The organism is Paenibacillus glycanilyticus, assembly GCF_023715145.1.
In the GTDB taxonomy this organism is placed as follows: Bacteria; Bacillota; Bacilli; order Paenibacillales; family Paenibacillaceae; genus Pristimantibacillus; species Pristimantibacillus glycanilyticus_A.
Genome location: NZ_JAMBNP010000004.1, coordinates 513,886 through 535,976, shown reverse-complemented (window position 1 = coordinate 535,976; position 22,091 = coordinate 513,886). Strand labels below are relative to the sequence as shown.

At 50.4% G+C, this 22,091-nt stretch carries 20 protein-coding genes; 16 read left to right on the top strand and 4 right to left on the bottom strand.

What is annotated here, in order from left to right; genetic code table 11:
- Positions 1-30: 30 nt before the first annotated feature.
- A complete protein-coding gene (locus M3194_RS14925) occupies positions 31-1,248 on the bottom strand; it encodes a voltage-gated chloride channel family protein (RefSeq protein WP_251654862.1) in 1,218 nt (405 codons plus the stop codon).
- Positions 1,249-1,386: 138 nt separating this feature from the next.
- Here M3194_RS14925 and M3194_RS14920 point away from each other — a divergent pair, with 138 nt between their 5' ends.
- From M3194_RS14920 to M3194_RS14870, 11 genes are all read left to right on the top strand, one after another.
- Positions 1,387-1,944 (top strand): GNAT family N-acetyltransferase, encoded by a 558-nt coding sequence (locus M3194_RS14920; RefSeq protein ID WP_251654861.1) that lies wholly within the window; start codon positions 1,387-1,389, stop codon positions 1,942-1,944.
- A gap of 13 nt (positions 1,945-1,957) precedes the next feature.
- Positions 1,958-3,019 (top strand): M42 family metallopeptidase, encoded by a 1,062-nt coding sequence (locus M3194_RS14915; protein WP_251654860.1) that lies wholly within the window; start codon positions 1,958-1,960, stop codon positions 3,017-3,019.
- Entirely contained in the window at positions 2,991-4,346 is a 1,356-nt protein-coding gene (locus M3194_RS14910) for a sensor histidine kinase (RefSeq protein ID WP_251654859.1), read from the top strand. Before M3194_RS14915 ends, M3194_RS14910 begins: the two co-directional genes overlap by 29 nt.
- A 15-nt stretch (positions 4,347-4,361) precedes the next feature.
- Positions 4,362-4,991 carry a response regulator gene (locus M3194_RS14905; RefSeq protein WP_251654858.1) on the top strand — a complete coding sequence of 210 codons (630 nt, stop codon included), beginning with the start codon at positions 4,362-4,364 and terminating at the stop codon, positions 4,989-4,991.
- Between the two features lie 135 nt (positions 4,992-5,126).
- Positions 5,127-6,044: a DoxX-like family protein gene (locus M3194_RS14900; protein WP_251654857.1), complete on the top strand. Its 918-nt coding sequence runs from the start codon at positions 5,127-5,129 to the stop codon at positions 6,042-6,044.
- Positions 6,041-6,715, top strand: coding sequence for a DUF4166 domain-containing protein (locus M3194_RS14895; protein ID WP_251654856.1), 675 nt, complete (start codon positions 6,041-6,043; stop codon positions 6,713-6,715). The genes M3194_RS14900 and M3194_RS14895 overlap by 4 nt, the downstream gene beginning before the upstream one ends.
- A gap of 543 nt (positions 6,716-7,258) precedes the next feature.
- A complete protein-coding gene (locus M3194_RS14890; protein WP_251654855.1) occupies positions 7,259-7,885 on the top strand; it encodes an HD-GYP domain-containing protein in 627 nt (208 codons plus the stop codon).
- 21 nt (positions 7,886-7,906) lie between these two features.
- Positions 7,907-8,803 (top strand): GGDEF domain-containing response regulator, encoded by an 897-nt coding sequence (locus M3194_RS14885; protein ID WP_251654854.1) that lies wholly within the window; start codon positions 7,907-7,909, stop codon positions 8,801-8,803.
- Positions 8,804-8,825: 22 nt separating this feature from the next.
- Positions 8,826-10,616: a GAF domain-containing sensor histidine kinase gene (locus tag M3194_RS14880; RefSeq protein WP_251654853.1), complete on the top strand. Its 1,791-nt coding sequence runs from the start codon at positions 8,826-8,828 to the stop codon at positions 10,614-10,616.
- Between the two features lie 25 nt (positions 10,617-10,641).
- The gene (locus M3194_RS14875) at positions 10,642-12,309 is read left to right on the top strand and encodes a thiamine pyrophosphate-binding protein (protein WP_251654852.1); all 1,668 of its coding nucleotides are present in this window, start codon (positions 10,642-10,644) and stop codon (positions 12,307-12,309) included.
- Positions 12,310-12,413: 104 nt separating this feature from the next.
- Positions 12,414-13,349 (top strand): glycerophosphodiester phosphodiesterase, encoded by a 936-nt coding sequence (locus tag M3194_RS14870; RefSeq protein ID WP_251654851.1) that lies wholly within the window; start codon positions 12,414-12,416, stop codon positions 13,347-13,349.
- Between the two features lie 14 nt (positions 13,350-13,363).
- On the opposite strand, the gene M3194_RS14865 is transcribed toward M3194_RS14870, so the two are convergent.
- Positions 13,364-13,564, bottom strand: coding sequence for a hypothetical protein (locus M3194_RS14865; RefSeq protein WP_251654850.1), 201 nt, complete (start codon positions 13,562-13,564; stop codon positions 13,364-13,366).
- Positions 13,565-13,710: 146 nt separating this feature from the next.
- On the opposite strand from M3194_RS14865, the gene M3194_RS14860 reads away from it, so the two are divergent.
- Positions 13,711-14,931, top strand: a complete 1,221-nt coding sequence (locus M3194_RS14860; protein WP_251654849.1) for an MFS transporter — start codon at positions 13,711-13,713, stop codon at positions 14,929-14,931.
- Positions 14,932-14,970: 39 nt separating this feature from the next.
- Here the strand turns inward: M3194_RS14860 and M3194_RS14855 are convergent, their stop codons facing one another.
- Positions 14,971-16,008 carry a ParB/RepB/Spo0J family partition protein gene (locus M3194_RS14855; RefSeq protein WP_251654848.1) on the bottom strand — a complete coding sequence of 346 codons (1,038 nt, stop codon included), beginning with the start codon at positions 16,006-16,008 and terminating at the stop codon, positions 14,971-14,973.
- 128 nt (positions 16,009-16,136) lie between these two features.
- Between M3194_RS14855 and M3194_RS14850 the strand changes: the two genes are divergently transcribed.
- Positions 16,137-17,144 carry an SDR family oxidoreductase gene (locus M3194_RS14850; protein WP_251654847.1) on the top strand — a complete coding sequence of 336 codons (1,008 nt, stop codon included), beginning with the start codon at positions 16,137-16,139 and terminating at the stop codon, positions 17,142-17,144.
- A gap of 130 nt (positions 17,145-17,274) precedes the next feature.
- Positions 17,275-18,648: a YheC/YheD family endospore coat-associated protein gene (locus M3194_RS14845; protein ID WP_251654846.1), complete on the top strand. Its 1,374-nt coding sequence runs from the start codon at positions 17,275-17,277 to the stop codon at positions 18,646-18,648.
- A gap of 60 nt (positions 18,649-18,708) precedes the next feature.
- On the opposite strand, the gene M3194_RS14840 is transcribed toward M3194_RS14845, so the two are convergent.
- Positions 18,709-19,542 carry a sugar phosphate isomerase/epimerase family protein gene (locus M3194_RS14840; RefSeq protein WP_251654845.1) on the bottom strand — a complete coding sequence of 278 codons (834 nt, stop codon included), beginning with the start codon at positions 19,540-19,542 and terminating at the stop codon, positions 18,709-18,711.
- A gap of 163 nt (positions 19,543-19,705) precedes the next feature.
- Here M3194_RS14840 and M3194_RS14835 point away from each other — a divergent pair, with 163 nt between their 5' ends.
- Both M3194_RS14835 and M3194_RS14830 read left to right on the top strand, forming a co-directional pair.
- The gene (locus tag M3194_RS14835; RefSeq protein WP_251654844.1) at positions 19,706-21,268 is read left to right on the top strand and encodes an MDR family MFS transporter; all 1,563 of its coding nucleotides are present in this window, start codon (positions 19,706-19,708) and stop codon (positions 21,266-21,268) included.
- A 5-nt stretch (positions 21,269-21,273) separates the two neighbouring features.
- Positions 21,274-21,891, top strand: coding sequence for a PadR family transcriptional regulator (locus tag M3194_RS14830; protein ID WP_251654843.1), 618 nt, complete (start codon positions 21,274-21,276; stop codon positions 21,889-21,891).
- The last annotated feature ends 200 nt before the right edge of the window (positions 21,892-22,091 follow it).

Below are 22,091 nucleotides of genomic sequence, written 5' to 3'. Positions count from 1 at the left end.
CATCCTATGAAGGTAAATGCCCAAGGGTGATTAGTCCCATAATTCTTTGAAATAGCGGCGGGAGCGCTGCGCGGAATAGATTCCCGGAGCTCCCGAGCAGAGATAAGCAATGGCACATCCGATCAGCATATACAACCAGCCGTAGCCATGCAGGCCAAACAGCTCAATGCCAAGAATATAGCTTGCGAGAGGGGTATTGGTTGCTCCGCTGAAGATTGAGACCAACCCGATTCCGGCAAGCAGGGGAACGGATACGGCAAGCAGCTTGGCCAGCGCGCTGCCAAGGGTTGAACCAATCACAAACAAAGGCGTTACCTCGCCGCCCTGGAAGCCGGTGCCGAGCGTCAGCGAAGTGAAGACGGTTTTCCACAAGAAATCTAGAGGCGCTGCGGCTTCCTGGAACGAATGCTGCAATAACGGAAGGCCCAGCCCGAGATAATCCCGGGAGCCCGCGATATAGACAAGGGCTATGATGATGAGACCGCCGACGAAGCTTTTCACCATCGGGTTAGGCAGCCGTTTCGTGAACCAGGCCTTCAACCGATGGGTTAAAGTGACGAACAAAAGGGCCGCAAGCCCGAACAAGACGGCAGCAAGAGCCAGCTTGAGCAGAAGCATGAAGCTTGGCGGTGGGACCGTGCCCATCGAATAATGAAGATGATGGACGCCCCAGGCCAACGTCGTGTAATGCCCCGCGTAGCTTGCGAGAATGACAGGCAGAATCGATTCAAGCGAAATAGCGCCAAGCGCGGCTACCTCAAGCGCAAACATGGCGCCGGCGGCAGGCGTTCCGAAGACGGAACCAAATCCGCTGCTGATCCCGCATAGCAAGAGGATCTTGCGTTCCGCGCTGCTTAGCTTGAATTGCTTGCTTATTTGTTCGGCGAGGCTTCCGCCCATCTGAACGGCCGTACCTTCACGGCCGGCGGAGCCGCCGAATAAATGCGTAACGATTGTACCAAAGAGGACAAGCGGCGCCATTCGAAGCGGAACAGCGGCTTCACCGCCATAGATTCGGTCAAGGAGCAGATTGTTCCCTTTTGCCGCATCTTTTCCATACTTGAGATACAGCCAGCTTACAAGCGCACCGCCGACAGGCAGAAGCCATAGCAGCCAAGCATGGGTTATAGAGGTTTCCGTCGCCCATTCCAGACTAGTCAGGAAGAGGGCAGACGCCGAGCCTGTGCAAATCCCGGCAATAACAGCCAGTCCAAGCCGGATGAGTGAAGATTTCATAATGTTTGCCATAAGATAAATCTCCTAACGCATAGCCGGGAATAAAGTATTTATTTACTATCGTACATTTTGAAAATAACGTCAATAACCCGGAGAAGTGGTACACTAGAAGATAAGAGTATAAGCGGATCAAAGGAGTCAGCATAACGGATGTTGTTCACAACCATAGACAAGCTCGATAACCGGATTTGGCCAATGGCCAAAAAGCTGTACGAACAGTCCTTTCCGAAGGAGGGGCGCAAGCCTGATGGTATTATTGCCGGGATGTTCGGGAAGATGCCGTGTTTCCTCCATACTCTCGCCGATGAGGGTACGGTAGAAGCAATGGCGTTATCCGGACTGACGGGCGGCGGGAGAATCCTGCTTATAGACTATATTGCCGTATCCGAGCATCGAAGAGGAGAGGGCATAGGCTCCAAGCTGATCAAGGCTATTACGGAATGGGCCGGACAGGAGAAACGGCTCGACGGGCTTCTAATAGAAGTGGAGTCCGAACGTACCCCTGCCAATGAACGGCGCATCCGCTTCTGGGAGCGGAACGGATTCACCATTACCGATTATGAGCATCCTTACATATGGGTGCCGGAGCCCTACCGCGCCATGTACAAACAGCTTAATTCCGAGGAGGGCTGGCTTGGAGACCGAAGCGGGAAGCGGCTGTTCCGTTACATAACCGCTTTTCATGAAAAAGCGTATTCAAAGAAATAAGGAGGATGTTGACATGGAAAATCCACTAAACAAAACATTAAACCGGAAGTATATTCTGAAGTTCCTCGAAGAGCTGCTTCAAATCCCCAGCCCTAGCGGGTATTGTATGACCATTATGGAGCGTCTGGAAGAAGAGGCGGAGAAGCTTGGCTTCAAGATGGAACGAACGCCAAAAGGCAACGGCATGATTACGATTCCCGGAAGTGCGCCGTCGGGCGGAACGATCGCTTACACCGCCCATGTGGATACGCTGGGGGCCATGGTGCGTTCGATTAAACCAAACGGCATGCTGCGCATTACTCCTATCGGCGGCTATAACATGCATACGGTTGAAGGGGAATATTGCCTGATCCACACGCGTGATGGAAGGCAGTATGAAGGAACGGTGCTGTCTACCAAAACCTCGGTCCATGTCTACCCCGACGCAAGGGACTGGAAGCGGGAAGAAGCGAATATGGAGATCCGGATTGACGAAGCTACTTCCAGCAAGGAAGAGACCGAGAAGCTGGGCATCGCGGTTGGCGATATCGTATCCTGGGATCCGCGAGTGCGCATTCTGCTGAACGGATGGGTCAAATCCCGTCATCTGGACGACAAAGCCAGCGTTGCGGCTATATTTGGCCTGCTGGAATGGATGAAGCGGGCCGGGAAGCAGCCGGAGCGGACGCTTAAGCTTATTTTCTCGACTTATGAAGAGGTTGGTCACGGCAACTCCTATATGCCACCCGATATTACCGAGCTGATTGCGGTCGATATGGGGGCGATCGGGGATGATTTGTCCACGACAGAGCGGGATGTATCGATCTGCGCGAAGGATTCCTCGGGTCCCTACGATTATGAGATGACCTCCAGATTGATTGAGCTGGCCAAGCAGCACCAGCTGCCTTATGCGGTTGATATTTATCCTCAATACGGCTCCGATGCATCTGCCGCTCTGCGGGGAGGAAGCAACATTCGCGCGGCATTAATCGGACCCGGCGTTCATGCTTCCCACGCGATGGAGCGGACTCACTCCGATGCCATCGTGAATACGGCAGCCTTGCTGCTTGCTTACCTGGGTTTATCCGTTTCCTGACCAAGGGATGATCTATTACTTTTTTGCACTGCTCACGGCAGCGGTTATCTTGCTGGCGAACAATCCCCGCAGCGAGATGAACCGCTGGGCAGCCTTTTTCTTAAGCGCAGCCGCAATAGGCGGCTTGACGGATGTACTCATCAATTATGGGTATGACGAATGGGCGAATATCGAGCAGCTGCTCAACCATACTCTGACCCCTTATGGCATTCTGATATTCAGCATCATTTACTCAGAGCTGGTGCCGAGCAGCAGGACCAGGCTATATCTGAAGCTGGCTTTGCTGCTTCTTCCGGCGTGGATGATGCTGACAACACCGCTTGAGCCGGAGATCGACATTAACTTCAGTTTATTGCTCGGCTGGGCAGCGCCTTACTATATCGCAGCTTGTCTGCTGTTGATTATATCGGTATGGAAGGAGACGAACAGCCGCAAACGCAGGAATCGTCTGATCGCGACCATTATTATTGTTCCCACTATATTGGCGGCCCTCTTGTTCATTAATGTTGCCGCTATAGTCGCACCGGATATGGATGCCTTCCGTTATGTATCGCTGTTTATCATCTATTCGTTATCTGTTGCTCTCATCTGTGCGTTTATTTATGGCGTATTAGGAGTTAAGCTGCGGTTTGAGAAGGATCCGCTCGAGGGAACGATGAAGGCGGTAAGCTCGGGCGCGGTGCAGCTTAATCACTCCATCAAGAATGAAATCGGCAAAATCGCCATCAGCTCGGACAATCTGAAGCGAGAGCTGTCTAGGCATTCACCGGAATCCTTGTCTCATCTGGACATCATATCGGCAGCCTCCGGGCATATGCTTGACATGGTGAACCGGATTCATAGCCAAATGAAAGATATTGTACTCGTTGAGAAGCCTCTCAGGCTGGATCTTCTTGTACAAGGCAGTCTGCTCCTCCATCAAGGTCTGCTCGAACAGAAACGGATTCGGGTCCATGCGGATTATCTCTGCGAGCCTGTCATCAGCGGAGATCCGGTTCACTTGTCGGAAGCAATTGGCAATGTGCTTACGAATGCGGCAGAAGCGATGGAGGCGGAAGGGATTCTGTCCATTCGGCTGGAGCGGGTAAAAAGATCGGTGCAGCTCACGATCGGGGATAATGGCAGAGGGATACCAACTGATCAGCTGGAGCGGGTATTTGAACCTTTCTTTAGTACGAAGAACCGCCAAAGCAACTTTGGATTAGGGCTGTCCTATGTATATAACGTCATGAAAAAGAGCGGGGGCTCGGTGGATGTGATAAGCCGGGTGAACGAAGGAACAGCCGTTGTTTTTCATTTTGCAGCGAAAAGCATCCGTCAAGGATAACAGGAGGAGCATGCGGTGACAACGATCAAAATCTTTCTCGTCGAAGATGATCCGGACTGGATCCAAGCGATGACGGCCTATCTGAACAGCGAGCCGGATCTTGAGGTGGCAGGCTCCGCGACATCCTCCAGAGAAGCGCTTGAGAAGGCGGGCCAGCTGGACTTTGACGTTGTGCTGCTGGATATTCAGCTGACGGATTACAATGAGGAAGGCATCTATACCGCCATTGAACTGAATGATATCCATCCGGCGAGGATCATCATGCTGACGTCGATGAAGGATGAGTCCATCATCATGCAGGCTTTTACGGCCGGCGCGGTTAATTATGTGGAAAAGACGAATTACAAGGAGCTTCCCCATGTCATACGGAGTGCCTGCCAGCATCCGCGAGCCATGGACGCGTTATTGAAGGATTATGCCCGATTAAAGCGGGAAGAGCAGCTGAAGGAGCTTACCGCTGCCGAGCGTGAAGCGTTCGAATTGATCGAGCAGGGCTACACGCAGCCGCAGATGGAAAAGAAGCTTTTCAAAACGGAAAGCACCCTGAAGAATCAAGTGAACAAAATGCTGAAGAAGCTTGGTGTAACAAGCCGCAAAGAAGCAGTGGAAAAGATCAGGCGAAGAGGCTTGCTGCCTCCTAAATAGCTTCACGATCAAGAGCGCTGCTATCTGGCAGCGTTCTTTTTGTATGCGCGGATATGAGCCGGGTACTACGAAAGTTAGAACTGCCGGGTTCCGGTCTCCCGTCCTAGAATGGAGGGGAAGGGAGCGGGATTCACGATGAAACGAAAACCGATATATGTAGAGCTGAACATCAATACCGACATGGAAAAGCTGTGGTCGTATACCCAGTCAGCCGAAAAGCATGAGCAGTGGGATTTGCGATTCTCGAGCATCACCTATTTGCCGCGCCAATCAGAAGATAGTCCGCAAGCCTTCCTGTATGAGACCCGAATTGGCTTTGGTCTTCGAATTAGCGGAACCGGACGCACGAAATCATCTATTCATAGAGAAACGGGTGTCCGCCTGTCCACGCTGGCTTTCGGTTCGAAGCAGCCGATTTCATTAATCCGTCATGGAGCAGGCTACTGGCAATACCGGCCAAACAAGGACTCCATCACTTTTCTTACCAAATACGATTACGCAACCCGGTTCGGACGTGTCGGAAAATGGTTCGACCGGCTGCTGTTCCGCCCTATATTCGGATGGGCTACGGCTCTAAGCTTTGATATTCTGCGGCTATGGCTGGAGAAGCAGATTCCCCCGTGCGTCAGCGTACAGAGGATAGCGGTCCATTACATTAGCATCATGATACTTGGCTTTCTCTGGCTGTACGAAGGTCTTGTACCGAAATGGATATACCCGGAGGCCGGGGAGCTGGCCATCATGCAGAACATGAATATGTTCCCGGGTGCCGAGCTGCTCGCATTGAAATGGCTTGGAGGCGCTGAAATTCTCCTCGGGCTTCTCCTGCTCCTTTATCACCGGTCGAAATGGCTTTACGGGATGCAGCTGGCTGCATTAATCGCGCTTACGGCAAGTGCCATGGTTGTGGAGCCGACTCTATTGGCTGCACCCTTTAATCCTTTCGTCCTGGGTGCTGCCATGCTTGGGCTTAGCATGATAGGCATGTGGACATGCCGGGAGCTGCCAAACGCCGGCAACTGCATTAGAAAGAAAGGGGAACTGAAGCCATGACCAGATCAATCTACGAGCAAGTACTAGGCCCGGAATTCGAAAACCTGCATCCGCGCATTCAGGAGCGGTTTGGCTTCAGCAGCAAGGATCAAGCGGCCTCCATCGGTCAAGGCGTGATGGACCGGATCTGGTTCGCCAAGTGGGCGGCTTTGCCTTTGGCAATCGGAGCCGCGCGTCATATCATGTTCCCTCAAGGCGGCAGCCAAATCCCGTTTACAATCGAAAATTATGCCTATAAGGACGGGTTGGGCAGAGAAACGGTAACCTGGATCCGCAAGTTTCAATTTAAGCGGGCGGTGCGGCATTTTGACGCAACGATGATCTACAGTTCTGAACGGCAGAGAATCGTCGATTATTTAGGAACAAAGCAGCATTTGGCGGTGGACTTGGACATTACGGCTGCAAGCAACGGGGGAATCCGGATCCGTTCCGGGGACCAGCGTTTTTATGAGGGTCTGATCCAATTTACCTGGCCGTCGCCGCTCACAGGAACAGCCGACGTGACGGAGTGGTATGACGAAGAGATGGAGAAATTTCGGATTTGCGTCCATGTCAGCAATCCTCTTGTGGGGACGATATTTCATTACGAAGGAAGCTTTGAAGCCCAGCTCGTACCGCTAAAACTCATTCCGGCAGATGCAAAACCGCTGAGGGAAGAGACTAGAGAATAGCGCCGAAGATCCAATATGCATAAAACGACAATTTTTTCTTGATGCATGAAGGAAAAAAAGACTATATGTCGAATGAAATAAGGATTAAAGCTTCATGTATTCATGAGAAATAGAGGTTGAAGCATGCATAATTCGGTATTTTTCAAGAGCGTCATTAACTCAAACTCCATATTTGATTCAATGGGGCTTCTTGGCCATTTTTTGAAAGAGTCGATCGGCTGTGAGCAAATTTGCTTATTCCTAATGGAGGATACACAGCGACAGGAGCCTGCAGCGTACTCTTTTAACATGCTGCAGGTCGATACCAATCAGCTTCAACAGATAGCTGTACAAGCTGATTTTTTCCAGCGTATTCCGGATGGAAGACCACTAAGACAAGATGACACGATAGACGGAATCTCACTTGAGAACACGTCTTTCCACACCATATATCCCTTCCATATCAATCGTAATTCAACGTATGGCACACTCCTGCTCTGTTTTCAAACTCAGCGATCATTGACACCCGAAGAGCTTCAAATTTGCCGAATTAATAAACTGCACATGGATCAGCTCATCGACAAGATCTATTTCCGCAAGCAGTTTTTGAAGGAGCAGTCTTACGAAAGCCTGTTTAATACGCTGCGGATGAAGGACAGCTTCACGGTGGACCATTGCTATAATGTAGCCTTCTATTCCTTGTTGCTTGGAGAAAAGCTTGGCCTCAGCCCTTCGGAGCTCGAGCTCCTGAAGGTCGCTGCTCTCCTGCATGATATCGGCAAGCTTGCGATACCGGATCCTATCCTTATGAAGCCCGGCAGGCTGACCGACGAGGAGTTTGGCGTTATCCGCCAGCATCCGGCTATCGGCTATGAGCTGCTGAAGGATCTGCCGGAGGTGAAGGACATCCTGCCTATCGTCAGATGGCATCATGAGCGCATTGACGGGAGAGGGTATCCGGATGGGCTGAAAGGGGATGAAATCCCGTTCCTGGTCCGCATTGTCAGCCTGGCTGATGCTTTCGATGCGATGACCTCAACCCGGGTTTACCGCAGCTCCTTGCATGTGGAAGAGGTAAGGAAGCAGCTAATTACAAATGCGAATACGCAGTTTGACGAACAGCTCGTCAAGCTGTTTCTTGACATCATCGATGAGCAAATGACGTTGAGGACCTTAACTTTAGGTGAATGAAATCGGAAAGAGAGTTGGAGTATGTCATTGCGTGAAAAGATACTCATCGTAGACGATGAACCGCATAATGTACAAATTCTTCGTATATTTTTGAAGTCCTTAAATTACAGCATACATACGGCAGAATGCGGCTCTGATGCATTAGCAATGTACGATGAGATTCGACCTGATCTCATTTTGCTGGACGTTATGATGCCCGATATGTCCGGCTTTGACGTCTGCAAGCAGTGGATGAGCCGGGAAGGATTTGATACACCAATTATCTTCTTGTCTGCCAACGTGCAGAAGAAGGATATTTTGCAAGGCCTGCAGCTTGGGGCCTTCGATTATTTGACCAAGCCTTATGATCTTGATCTGCTCGAGATGAAGGTGAGCTTTGCCTTGGGGCAAAAGCAGAAGCTCGAGCGCTTGATAAGCGCCACGGAGAAGCTGTCGGAGAGAGCCAATACCGATGCCTTAACCGGCCTGTATAACCGGATGTATCTCAACGAAGTCATGCTGGAATCATCGGTAACCTTATCCGATTATGGCGCTATGCTTATGATTGACATGGATAATTTCAAAACCATCAACGATACCTTTGGCCATCTTGTAGGCGATCAAGTGCTGAAAGCGATTGCTAAGATCATCCAGCAGTCGATCACGCCGGAGAGCGATCTCGCGTTCCGTTTCGGCGGGGACGAGTTCCTGGTGCTGCTGCACGAGGAGGAAGGCGCGGTCGAAACCGCGCAGGAAATTATCCGCACGGTGAACGAGCTTGCAATTGGTTCGCTGGTGGAACATGGAGCCAAAGCATCAGTCAGCATTGGGGTTACGAAGAGCTCTGATCATTATTCCTTTGAACAGATAATAGGCTTTGCCGATCGAGCCTTGCTGCGTTCCAAACAAAGCGGTAAAAATCAGATCACGATCTATTAAACGGACGGACAGGTGAATAATTATGATGGAATTAAAGAGCTTCAAGAAATTATTTCTGATGACGAAAGTAATCAACTCGCAGTTTGAGCTGTCCGATATTTTGCAGGTATTCGTAGACGCGATTGCCAGCGAAATTACCCAGGCGGATCTGGTGGGATTTTTCCTCAAGCAGCCTGACGGCACTTTCATAGGATACAAAGGAAATAAGATGTCCATCGATATTACGGAGCTCTTGATCGACCCGCAGAAGGACCTCTTCGTCCGCGATATTCTGGAGAGAAGGGCAAGCGACTATATCGGGGACACAAGCCTGGATGTACGGATTGACGATGATAAGAAGCTGCTTATGAAGATTCAATCCATTCTTGGCATTCCGGTTATCGTGAACGACTCCGTCTTTGGCGTTGTATTTGTTCACGACTTCGGCAAGCCGATGAATTTGACGCGGGAACAGATCGAGGTAACGGAAGCTTTCGTCAATATGGTCAGCGTAGCTATTCATAACATCCAGATGTTCGAAAATACGAAAAATCTCGTGGACAAGCAGCAGCTGCTGCTCGACGCGACAAAAGCCTTGTCCAAGTCGCTCTCCGTCCGCGAGGTTCTTAAAACCTGCTTCCATTACATGAAGCGGGCTACAGGCTCCGATGAGGTGGGCATCCATCTCTACAACGAGAAGGACCGCACCATTGAGCCTTATCATATCTCCTCGGTCAGCGTAACGGAAGAGGAGTGGAAGAACAGGCATCGCGAAGATATCAAGCTGAGCATCGATAAAGACAAGCTGTTCTATGAGGTCGTCACGGAGAAAAAAGCGATAGCGATTTCGGATGTTTACGCGGACCCTCGTCCCGATCACCGGGCTTGCGAGATGTTTAATATCAAAAGTCTGCTCGTCATTCCGCTTGTTGCGAAGGACCGCGTGTTTGGCGACGTTGTTATCCCGACCATGAACAAAAGCCGCGAGTACGAGCAGGGCGAGATCGAATTCTGCCAGTCGATTGCCGATGTAACCGCAACCGCGCTGGCGAACGCGATCCATACCGAGCATCTGGACTATTCGGTTAATGTACGCTCGATGGAGCTGCAGCAAGCGAACTTCAAGCTGGAGGGCCTGGTGAAAGAGCTCGAATACTTGAATGAACTGAAGAGCGATTTCATTGCCACGTTGTCCCATGAGCTCCGTACGCCAATTACGGCGGTGAAGGGCACCGTTGATATTTTACGCAAGGAAGTGCTTGGCAAGCTCAACGATTCTCAGCTCGATCTGCTGGAGACGGCCGGGAAGTCGATCGAACGCCTGCTGAATCAAGTGAATGAGCTGCTTGATTTCGCCAAGATGGAGAACGGGAAGTTCGAGCTTATGTATTCGGAATTTGATTTCGAAGATATGATTCGCGAAGCAACGCATATCGTTGATTCACTAGTTAACAAGAAGAAGCTCGAGCTTGCCGTTGAGATTCACGCCGGCGAGAGCAGAACCATGCGTGCGGACCGCGAGCGCATTCTGCAGATTCTGCTGAACCTGCTCTCCAATTCCATTAAATTTACCCCTCAGAGAGGTAAAATCACGATTAAAGCGTACATGGAAGCAAACGGGATGACGATTGAAGTGATTGACACCGGAATTGGCATTCCGATGGAGAAGCAGAAAAACATATTCACGAAGTTCTACCAGGTGAATAATCAAATTAACGGTACAGGCCTTGGCCTTGCGATATCGAAACAACTGATTGAAATGCACGGGGGTAAAATATCATTCGAATCAACGGAAGGCGAAGGCTCTGTATTTAAATTTACCGTAATGAAATAAGGAAAAAGAGACAGAGGAGAATAAGATGAGAGCAATCGAAGCTGGATTAAGATTTTTGGTCAGTCAAGGGGTCAAGTACATTTTCGGAGTCCCGGCGGGCTCTATCAATGCATTGTATGATTGCTTGCATGAACTTCCAGAACTAACATCCATTGTAGCCAAGCATGAGTCAAGTTCAGGGTATATGGCGGCTGCCTATACAAGAATTACAGGTATTCCATCCGTATGCGTCGGATCCAGCGGACCCGGGGCAACAAATCTGGTAACACCTGCAGCAAACGCATGGCGCGAGAAGCTTCCGGTTATTTTCCTTACTGGCGCAATCCCTACAACGAAATTCGGTAAAGGCGGAGGACAGGAGCTAAATTCAGATCCCATCTTCGCATCCGTCACCAAGATGAGCACAACCGTTACCGATCCTAAGGAGCTGCCTCGTATCCTCGCTGAAGCTTACAATACGGCTATTAGCGGAACACCCGGCCCTGTACATATTACGATTCCGATTAATATGCAAATGACCGACATCGGAGAGCCGGAGGTTTTATCCGCTGTTCAGACGCAGCCGGTTCAACCGGATTCCGCCGAGGTGGAAGCGGCAGCAGCTGCAATTAAGCAGGCTGGACGCCGCGGGGCCCTGCTGCTTGGACATGGCTCCAAGGAATTTAAAGACACGATGCTGCGCTTCGCTGAGCTCACTGGCTGGCACGTTGCCACAACGCCTCGCGGCAAAGGCGCTTTCCCTGAGAATCATCCGCTTGCCGTAGGGGTGTACGGACTAGCAAGCAATGACTCGGCGGTTGATTATCTGCGCGGCGAACATCATGATCTGCTGATGATCGTTGGTTCCGCGCTAGGAGAGTCTGCGACCAGCAGCTGGGACGAGCGTCTGGTAAACGGTAAACGAATCATTCATATCGACCATGACAAACGGGAGCTTGGCAAAAACTTCGATACGGATTATCCGGTGCACGGAGACATTGAGCTTGTGGTCTGGCAGCTTATCGATCGCCTGACTTCAGGCGTGAATGAGGAGCAGCTCGAGGTGATAACAAGCGGTTATAAGGAAGCGGCTGCCTCATTGGAATCAGCCGGTCCGGGCACGGAGGAGTGGAACACCCGATCCGCAATCCGTCAACTGAATCTGCTTGCTCCGGACAATGCCCGCTACTATGTGGACATCGGCGAGTTCATGACTTACTCGATCCAAAATCTCGTGGTGCGCGAGAAACAGGAATTCGATATCAATATTAACTTTGGCGGCATGGGATCCGGGATTAGCGGCGCTTTGGGCGCTCAGCTTGCGGAGCCAGGCCGTCCGGTCATCAGCATAACCGGTGACGGCTGCTTCTTCATGCACGGCATGGAAGTGCTGACCGCCAAGGAGTACAATCTCCCGATTGTTTTTGTCGTTATCAACAATGCCCGTCTTGGTATGGTGTATCACGGACATATGATGCAGTACAAACGCTGCCTGGAGGATTTCTCGCAAACGCGGACAAGCATTGCGGATGTCGCCAAAGCGCTTGGCGTCCGTTTTGCACAGGCGGAATCGCTGGAGGAGCTCCGTCCCGAGCTTGCCAAGGAATGGTTCGACCAATCAAAAGGTCCTATCGTGATTGAGATCGATGTTGAGGGGAATGAAGTTCCCCCGATGGGCGAGCGGGTCAAGTTTTTGCAGGGCGCAACTTATTAAATAGTCGAGAGCTGCTTTCCGTTTGAATACGGAAGCAGCTTTTTTTCGCATAAAAAAGGAAATGCAGTGAGACGTTAAGGGCAACGGAAGGGAGGCTTTCTGCGATGCGAAGGAGAGAAGTGTCGTCCTTTTATTTCTATATGCTGCACGGCTTGCTTGTTGCTGCCGTGCTTGTTCTTGTCTTGTCCCTAGCTGATTATCCGACGGTGTCCGCAGGCCAGAGGCTTACGAAGCATTCGGCAGTCATTGCCCATCGCGGAGCATCCGGTTATGCACCCGAGCATACTCTTGCCGCTTACCGCAGTGCAATTGATTCGGGAGCCGATTATCTCGAGATCGATCTTCAACTGACGAAGGACGGTCATATCATCGCCATGCATGATAATACCGTTAACCGCACGACCGATGCGAAGGGCAAAGTAGGGGGAATGACGCTAGAAGAAATCAAACAGCTTGATGCGGGCTCCTGGTTCAACAAACATCATCCGATGTATGCGCGGGATGAATTTGCGAAGCAGCAGGTGCCTTCGCTTCACGATATATTTGCGGCCTTTGGCCGGGAGACTCATTATATTCTTGAGATTAAAGACACGGAATACAATCCGGGAATGGAAGAAAAGCTGCTGACGTTAATCGCTCAATTCCGTTTGGAGGAATATGTCGTCATCCAGTCCTTCGATTCCAAGAGCTTGAAGAAAATCCATCGCATGAATGAAAGAATCGTCCTATTCCAGCTGTTGTGGTATAACACTCCTGCCCGGATTAGCGATGCCTCATTACGCAAAATCAAAAAATACGCAAAAGGGGTCAGCCCTAATTTTCCAAAGATCAATGCTGCTTATGTTCATAAGGTTCAGAAGTCCGGCCTTCGTATCTATCCCTATACCGTTAATTATCAATTAAACATGGACCGCGCGTTGACCTGGGGGGTAGACGGGATCTTTACCGATTATCCGGACCGCTTCCGGGAGGTGCTGCGGCAGAATAGCAACTTTGTCTATTTGCTTCGCCATACGCTTGCCCGGTGGCTGAACAGCTGATCCTAGCCGTCCAGCTACCGTCTGCCGCGATGCTTTAACGTCCGCCGGATCACCACGGGCAAGGTCATGCTTCCGGCAGTAGCCGCCACAATGGAATGAAAAGGAATAACCAAGGCATAGTAGGCGGCTGTGCTTATAACAACATCGATCAGGATGAATTTTTTTATCTCCGACATTGGAATAACGACCATAACAAACCTCTGCTTATTTCCCATACCTGCTCCTCCAGCCTGTTTTATACTCCACTTCTCATCCTATTGCGATGAAGCATTGTCCCATTCGGCATACCTGTTACATAATGGCATTCATTCCAGGGCAAATTGTAAATAACGATAAGGCTGAAGCTGGAGGCAATGTCCACATGAACGAGACTTCGTTATTCCGTGAACCAAAGAACCGGAAGCTGCTGTTAAGCGCCGGATTCAGCTGGCTGTTTGATGCCATGGACGTAGGGCTGGTCTCTTTTATCGCAGCGGCCTTGAGCGTAGACTGGAACCTTCATCCGCAGCAGATTGGTCTTCTTGCCGCGATTAACTCTACCGGGATGGCATTTGGAGCTGCCGTATCCGGCTCCTTGGCAGATAAATACGGCAGGAAGGCTGTACTCTTGTGGACACTGATCCTGTTTTCCGTAGCGAGCGGTTTGTCTGCTCTTGCACCTAATCTGTTTGTTCTGGCTGTTCTTCGTTTCTTTGCGGGGTTTGGTCTTGGAGGGGAGCTTCCGGTTGCTTCAACTTTGGTATCCGAATCGGTACCGGTGAAGGTAAGAGGGAAAGCAATCGTGCTGCTGGAAAGCTTTTGGGCAGGAGGCTGGATTCTGGCAGCTCTGATCTCTTATTTCTTTATTCCGCATTACGGTTGGAGAATGGCTCTGGTTATCGGGGCTTTGCCCGCGGTATATGCCTTATTTCTCAGAAAGGCAATCGATGATTCTCCACGCTACAAGGAGCAGGCGGACAAGAGGAAGCTTAGCTTCGGCGAACGGATGTCCTCCATCTGGTCCGGACAATATCAACGGGCGACGATTACGTTGTGGATTCTATGGTTCACCGTTGTATTTTCCTACTACGGCATGTTTCTATGGCTGCCAACGGTTATGGTGATGAAGGGGTTCACCCTCGTAAAGAGCTTTCAATATGTGCTGATCATAACGCTGGCCCAGCTGCCGGGTTATTTTACGGCCGCTTACTTGATAGAAAGAGTCGGACGGAAAGCGGTTCTAGGCGTATATCTGCTGATGACGGCGATATGTGCCATCTGGTTCGGCAATGCCGGAACAGCCGGAATGCTGCTGACGGCGGGCATCTTTCTGTCCTTCTTCAATTTGGGAGCATGGGGGGCCATGTATGCTTATACACCCGAGTTGTATCCAACTAGCGTGCGGTCTACGGGAGTTGGATTTGCCGCGGCATTCGGTCGTATCGGCGGCATAATCGGTCCGTACCTGGTCGGATTGCTGATTGATAACGGAACGTCTCTTACATCCGTATTTGTTGTGTTCTTTATTGCGATTGTTATTGGCGCGCTGACGGTGTTGTTCTTTGGACGAGAAACGAAGGGCCAGGATCCGGACCGCGTATAAGGCGGGGATAAAAGGTCAAATCAAACAAAAAGCTGCCGGCTAATTAGCGGCAGCAATGGTTTTGAGCTTATCCCATTCCTCGGTATGAGAGCGTAATTGATCTAATAAAGCCTCCATCCGGCGGATTAAGGCGATGCGAGATTCCGCATCCATCTCTTGCAGGGATAATGCAGATTCATCGGGCAGAGGCGTAAAAGCAGGCAAGGCAGCGAGCAGCTGATTCAGCTTCCGGTCCATGGCTTCATAGGGGCTTACCGAAGGAGCTGCGGCAACCTCGGACGAAGCTGCTACTCCTGTTGGTGAAACGGAAGCCTTCGGCGCCTTCTCGGCTTTAGGGGCTTTGGGCTCGGCAGGCTTTGCCTTCTCCGCCTTGTTATGCTGCTGGACAGACCATGTTTCCAGCAAGCCGGGACCGGATTTGTACAGCAGCTTGTCCTTGGTGGAAGCAGAGATGTCTTTATCCTTGAACAGCTTGGCAATCTTCTTCACGTCGGAAGGCGGCATTTCGTCTTTAGCCATTATAAGGGCAAGCGGATCCCGATGCTCCATCGGCAGATCCTTCAGAGGAAGAAGCTGATCCTCGGTTAAGCGGTCCTTGCGGATTTCGGTGCCGCCAATAATGAGCTTCCGAACGGAAGAGCCAAATTTCAGAAGCTCGCATTTGTTCTTTATGTAAGTTTCCGGCTTGCCGAATTTGCTGGCCAGGAATTTAACCGAACGGCTGAATTTCGGGTCTGTCATCAGCTTATTGAAAGCCTCGGCTTCTTCAATCGGCGAGAAGCCTTGGCGGGTAAGATTCTCCGCGATTTGCTCCAAATAGATTTCCTGCTCGTCGGTCATATTCGTAACGATGCATGGAATAGTGGCAAGACCGAGGCGTTTGCATGCTTTATAACGGCGGTTGCCGTAAATGATCTTGTATCTTCCTCCATCTATGGTTCTTACCTTGATAGGGGAGAGCAGACCAATTTCCTCGATATTTCGCATCAGCTCAACCAACGCTTCCTCGTCAAACTGGTAGCGGGGCTGGTCCGTATCTTCGTCAATTTGGGTTAATGGGAGTTGTATAATGTCCATCTTCTATCTCCTATTCTATTGTTCTATTTCTCTATTATACCGTAAACGTTGCTCCTGTCGCTTTCAAGCTTTAAACTAGTAATTGAAAGTGAATGCGGGTGGAAATTCATTTTAGGAGCGATGACCAGATGAATGTATTGTTTATCGGTGGAACCGGCTTAATCAGTCAGGCGGTATCGAAGCTTGCGGTAGAGAAAGGCATTAATCTCTACTTGTTCAACCGGGGCAACCGGGACGGCTTTGTGCCGGAGGGTGCCCGGATTATCGTTGGCGATATCCGTGATCCCAAGTCCGCGGCAGCGGCGCTGGAAGGCTATGAATTTGATGTCGTAGTCGACTGGATCGCCTTTACGCCAGAGCATGTACAGACGGATATTGCATTGTTTGGAGGCCGTACGAAACAGTACATTTTCATCAGCTCGGCCTCTGCCTACCAGAAGCCGCTGAAGCATTATATCATAACCGAGCAAGCAACGCCGCTCGAGAATCCGTATTGGCAATATTCCCGGGACAAAATCGCCTGCGAGCAGCTCTTGATGAAAGAGCATGCTGATTCCGGCTTCCCGGTTACGATTGTCCGCCCGTCGTTCACGTATGGAGATACGATGATACCGGCCTCCATGAACAGCTGGCCTCATCCGTGGTCGCTTGTTGCGCGCATGCGCAAAGGCAAGCCGATTATTGTTCATGGCGACGGCTTATCCTTATGGACAATGACGCATAATTCCGATTTTGCAAAAGGCTTTGTGGGACTGCTTGGCCAGCAGGCCGCGATTGGCGAGGCCTATCATATCACTTCCGACGAGGTGTTGACCTGGAATCAGATCTATGAAGCGATTGGAGCCGCAGCCGGCGTGGAGCCCAGCCTTGTACATATTTCCTCGGACTTCCTTATCTCCCATGATCCCGATCTGGAAGGCGGTCTTCTTGGCGATAAAGCCGTCAGCGGCGTGTTTGACAACAGCAAGATCAAGAAGTTCGTGCCGGAATTCGCGGCAACGGTCCCGTTCGCTGAAGGGATTAAACGGACGGTCGAATGGTTCGAAGCCCATCCGGACAAATGCACGGAGGATGAAGCCTGGAATGAGTATATCGACCGCATTATTGCAGCTCATTCTTCCGGGATGAAAGCCTAGATTATACCTGAGTCGCAGCATTCTCCATAGGGGGAATGCTGCGTTTGTTTTTGGAGGATGGGCTGTTGCCCGTGTTCCCCGTGACATCCGCCCCATATTTTGTAGGAGCAGGATAGAGGGGGATCTCTTTGTGTACCAAGAAGCTCTTGTAGAAGTTACGTATAGCGGCAAGCTGCGCAAAGATCAGGCCGCGGTCAGCAGCAGTCTGATGGAAGCCTGGAGATTAGCGCCCTCAACGATCGTTGCCATAAATGTCGGTCATCTCACGGTCCAAGCAAGCGCTAGACCGCTTCAGAGCCCGCAGCCCAAAATCATTTTATCCAAGCAGCTCTATAGCCGGCTCTCCATTCCAAAGCCCTGCAAGCTGTACGCTTATTATCAGGAACAAGCGATTCGTCTGGGACCGGTTGTTGGGGTCGTATTAAACAGCAGCAAGTTTGAGGGGATCAGCAATCATTTTCTCCGTTCGCATACCTCCAAATATCCAATGCTGCTCTATAAATTCAATCCTGCCGCTATTGGCTGGAAGAGCTATAAGGTGAGAGGAACCTTCCTTGTCCGAAAAGGAAAGAGCTTAAAATGGCGCAAAGCGGCAGCTCCTTTCCCGAATGTCATCTACAATCAGATTAAATCGAGAAAAATCTATCAGACCGCTTTATATAAACGGTTTTTCAAATATCTTCGCAAAGCGGGCAGTACGATCTTTAACCATAATTACTTCGATAAAGGCGACATGTATGCGTTTATTTCCAATGATACGCAGCTCAAAGCCTACTTGCCGCTTTCTTATATTTCACCATCCGCCGATCAGATTGAAGAGCTGCTCGCGATGACGCCATCGGTCTTCCTCAAACCGCTAAAAGGGAGCGGGGGACAGGGGATTTATAAAATCAGCCGGACAACGGGAGAAACGCCGTATTATTGCGAAGCGGTGTTCGGGAATACCCAAATCCGGAAGTCCTATGCAACCCTTTCACTTCTGCTTCAGAATCATGTTCAGAAGCTGTCTTCTTATCTCGTCCAGCAAGGCGTGGAGCTGATGCGTTACGGACCCGATTTCTTTGATCTTCGCATCCAGCTCAACAAGGACGGAAAGAACGAATGGGTCGTCACGGCAATTGGAGCCAATATTAATCATCCGAGTAAAATCACGACGCATGGCGGCTGGATCAAGACGGGTTCGTATGTATTAAACGAGGTATTCCAGCAGCAGGCAGCGGGAATAGAGGAGAAGATAGCGGCGTTGTCCATGCGAATCGGCTATGTGCTGGAGAAGGGATACGGACATGAGCTGGGGGATCTGGGCATCGATCTCGGGGTTGACCGGGATGGCCGGGTATGGATATTTGAGGCCAACAGCGCGCCGGGCCGACATATCTTCAAGCATAATCTTCTGAAGCCGCAGCACCTGGTCTCCGATCAAACGATGATGGATTACTGCCATTATTTATTCCGAAAGCAAAATAACAAGTATTTCTCGGAAAATGAAAAGGTTATTTCATAATTTCGGATGAACGACACAAGGCCGCCTCATTGCGAGGCGGCCTTGTTAGCGATTCCTATTTTATGAAGAGATATAAGCAGAAGCAATCCGTTTCACGCGTTCCATGCCTTCCCACATATCGCCCGGCCCGTCGTAGATCAGAACAAAAGCGCCGTTAAATCCGGCCGAGGAAACGGTGTCCAAACATCTGCGAAGCTCGGCTTCATCCGGATAACCGTTCTCATCATATTGAGGCTTCACATGGACGGATACGCTTAGAGGCGTAGTAAGGGCGATCTCCTCATACTTAAGAGCGCCGCGGAAATTGCCAAAGTCCGTGATGGTTGCCGCATGCTCTCCCCAAGCTCCGAGCAGCTTCATGCAGCTGGCTCCCGTGGAAGTAAGCGCTTTGAAGTTTTCGGTTATAACCTTGACGCCAACGGTCCGGCCATATTCCGAGAGCTCCGACAATCTTGCCGCGGAAAGCGAGATGGCTTCTTCATCGGAAGGAGAAGCTTCTCCGGCAACGACCCGAATCTGCTTGGCGCCGCTTTGGGAGGCAATATCAATCCATTCCCGGATCAACGCCAGATCGGCCGACACCCGCACTTCATTAGATGAAGTAATATCGCCATAATCAAGCAGCAGCGTATCGAAGGACAAGCCTGCCTGCTCAAAAGCCTGCTTAACCTGTTTCAAATAGGAAGAATCCGTTGAAGGGAAATGAAAGTGGCAAATTTCAACGGCCTGATAACCGCGTTTGGCGGCTTCTGCAGGAAGCTCGAGCAAGGAATGGAGCAACGGCTGTTCTTGAACGGATGTATCCTGTACGCCGGTTTCTTCATTCCAGACGGTCCAGCGAAGCGGACCAAGATTGCGGTGAAGGCTCCACGTACTTAACGATAAATAAGACATATGTACATATCCCACCTTATTAAATATTCTCTGTGCCATTATACACCAGATCACTTCATAATAAATTTATCATTTTAGGATTGATCATCACTCAAATTTGAGTATAATAATCTAGGGTATTCAAATTTGAGTACGGACAAATGACTAGAGAAGGGAAGTTCTTATGGACACGAATAAAAGCAGCGTCAAATTGGTTATAGCGGGACTCTTGCTTGGTTTGTTTATGTCTGCGTTGGACCAGACGATCGTATCGACGGCCATGGCCAAGATCATTGAGAAGCTGGGCGGAATGGATAAATTCGTATGGGTTTATTCCGCTTATATGATTGCCATGGTTGTGGCTACGCCGATTTTTGGCAAGCTGTCCGATATGTACGGGCGCAAACGTTTCTTTATTTCAGGCTTAATCTTTTTCCTAATTGGTTCTATCCTGTGCGGCACCGCTACAGATATGACCCAGCTTATTATTTACCGCGCGATTCAAGGTATTGGCGGCGGCGCGATCATGCCAATCGTCTTTACGATCATCTTCGACCTGTTCCCGGCCGAGAAACGCGGCAAGATGATGGGGCTTTTCGGCGCCGTATTTGGGATCTCGAGCGTATTTGGTCCGATTATGGGCGGAGCGATTACGGACAACATCAGCTGGCGCTGGATTTTCTACATTAACGTACCGATTGGCATCCTGTCCCTGATCTTTATTATGAGAGGTTATCAGGAATCGAAAAATCACCGGAAGCAAGTGATTGACTGGGCCGGCATCATTATTCTGATGGCTGCGGTGCTCTCGCTTATGTTTGGTCTTGAGCTTGGCGGAACAGACGGCTGGGCTTGGGATTCGGCGAAGACTATCTCGTTGCTTGCCGGCGCAGGCATTCTCGCTGTTGTCTTCCTCTTTGTCGAGAAGGTAGCCAAGGATCCGATTATCCCGCTTAACCTGTTCAAGAAGCAGCTCTTCACGAGCAGCATGATGATCAGCTTAATGTATGGCGGCATAATGATTGCCGTTGCCACTTATATTCCGCTGTTCATGCAAGGCGTATTCCATTTATCGGCAACAAGCACAAGCACGGTGCTTACGCCTATGATGCTTGGCGTTGTAGTCAGCTCGCAGGTTGGCGGACGGGTAGCTAACAAATTCCGGTTCCGCGACGTGATGATCATTTCGTCCATTGTTCTGATTGTGGGTACGTTCCTGCTCGGCTATGTGATGGATACCTCCTCAAGCCGCGGACTGATTACGGTATTTATGGTCATTGTTGGCCTGGGGATTGGCGTATCGTTCTCTTTGCTCAACATCTCGACCTTAAACTCCGTGCCTCCGCAATACAAGGGCTCGGCATCGTCGCTTATTACCTTCTTCCGCACGATTGGCTCCGCCCTTGGCATTACCGTATTCGGCACGATGCAGAAGTCGCATTTCCAGAACTCGCTGACCGAGATTCCGGGCATTAACCCGGATATGGCAGATCAAATCAAAGGCGGTCAGGCTCTGCTTGATCCTGCGGTTCAAGCCAAAATGGGATTGCCCGCGGATTTCGTAACGCAGCTGCTCGGCAAGCTGTCGGATTCCATTCTGTTCCTGTTCCAATGGAGCTTGCTGCTGCCCGTGCTGGCGTTAGTATTCGCCATTCTGATGGGCCGCGCAAGGCTTCAAACCGCTCCGGCGCCAAAGCAGGCTCCAGCTTCCGATGAAACTGTCAAGCCATCTTATTCGGGGAGATAAGCGAGATGTCGATGAAGCTGTTAATTCTTGGGCTTCTTATGGAGAGAGAGAGACATCCTTATGACATCAGGCAGACGATTAAACAACGGAATTGGAATGAATGCTTCAAGCTGCGTGACGGTTCCTTGTATTATGCGGTGGATCAGCTTCGTGATCATGAGCTGATTGAAGCCGCCGAGATTGTTGCGGTACCCGGTGATAACCGTCCGGACAAAACGATCTACCGGGTTACGGAAAAAGGGAAGGCTGCCTTCGATAAGCTGTTGTATGATCAGCTCAGCCAGGTTTCTTATCCGCAGCATCCCGTATTTCTTACCTTGCCGTTTATCCGTTACGGGGATCAGGAGCAGGTTGAGCAGCTGCTGCTGAAGCAGCTCGCGGCTTGCGAGGATCGGATCAAGCGGATGGAAGCCGTCCTGGAATTCAAAGGCCCTTATATCCCGAACGGCTCGCAAATGATGATCAAAGGGATCAAGAAATTTGGGGAGACGGAGAAGGAGTGGCTGCTTGAGCTTCTCGAGGAAACGCGGAGCGGCAGACTCCTTCAGGGGCCATCCTGGTCGATTGAACAGATTGAGCAGTATCTTAAGTCCTATTCAGGGCCTCAAATATCGGAAGAATAGTACAAATACAGCTAGTGAACCGCACATCCGTGCGGTTCTTTTGTTTTTATTTAACTAATTTTCACGTATGGGGTCATTTACGTGCTGCTTTTTCGTGCAGGTATTGGATGAACCGATCCAAACGGACGGCATTTGTTCAAAATCCGCTTTTTCGGTCAAAATTTAGCCCTAATCTCCGACAAAGAAACAAGTGAGCCGCG

Bases quoted from the DNA above. Each gene is read 5' to 3' on its own strand.
- M3194_RS14925 (WP_251654862.1), bottom strand. From the start codon at position 1,248: ATGGCAAACATTATGAAATCTTCACTCATCCGGCTTGGACTGGCTGTT.
- M3194_RS14915 (WP_251654860.1), top strand. From the start codon at position 1,958: ATGGAAAATCCACTAAACAAAACATTAAACCGGAAGTATATTCTGAAG.
- M3194_RS14865 (WP_251654850.1), bottom strand. From the start codon at position 13,564: ATGGGAAATAAGCAGAGGTTTGTTATGGTCGTTATTCCAATGTCGGAG.
- M3194_RS14835 (WP_251654844.1), top strand. From the start codon at position 19,706: ATGGACACGAATAAAAGCAGCGTCAAATTGGTTATAGCGGGACTCTTG.
- M3194_RS14890 (WP_251654855.1), top strand. From the start codon at position 7,259: ATGGATCAGCTCATCGACAAGATCTATTTCCGCAAGCAGTTTTTGAAG.
- M3194_RS14880 (WP_251654853.1), top strand. From the start codon at position 8,826: ATGATGGAATTAAAGAGCTTCAAGAAATTATTTCTGATGACGAAAGTA.
- M3194_RS14870 (WP_251654851.1), top strand. From the start codon at position 12,414: ATGCGAAGGAGAGAAGTGTCGTCCTTTTATTTCTATATGCTGCACGGC.
- M3194_RS14920 (WP_251654861.1), top strand. From the start codon at position 1,387: ATGTTGTTCACAACCATAGACAAGCTCGATAACCGGATTTGGCCAATG.
- M3194_RS14860 (WP_251654849.1), top strand. From the start codon at position 13,711: ATGAACGAGACTTCGTTATTCCGTGAACCAAAGAACCGGAAGCTGCTG.
- M3194_RS14900 (WP_251654857.1), top strand. From the start codon at position 5,127: ATGAAACGAAAACCGATATATGTAGAGCTGAACATCAATACCGACATG.
- M3194_RS14855 (WP_251654848.1), bottom strand. From the start codon at position 16,008: ATGGACATTATACAACTCCCATTAACCCAAATTGACGAAGATACGGAC.
- M3194_RS14850 (WP_251654847.1), top strand. From the start codon at position 16,137: ATGAATGTATTGTTTATCGGTGGAACCGGCTTAATCAGTCAGGCGGTA.
- M3194_RS14895 (WP_251654856.1), top strand. From the start codon at position 6,041: ATGACCAGATCAATCTACGAGCAAGTACTAGGCCCGGAATTCGAAAAC.
- M3194_RS14830 (WP_251654843.1), top strand. From the start codon at position 21,274: ATGTCGATGAAGCTGTTAATTCTTGGGCTTCTTATGGAGAGAGAGAGA.
- M3194_RS14840 (WP_251654845.1), bottom strand. From the start codon at position 19,542: ATGTCTTATTTATCGTTAAGTACGTGGAGCCTTCACCGCAATCTTGGT.
- M3194_RS14875 (WP_251654852.1), top strand. From the start codon at position 10,642: ATGAGAGCAATCGAAGCTGGATTAAGATTTTTGGTCAGTCAAGGGGTC.
- M3194_RS14885 (WP_251654854.1), top strand. From the start codon at position 7,907: ATGTCATTGCGTGAAAAGATACTCATCGTAGACGATGAACCGCATAAT.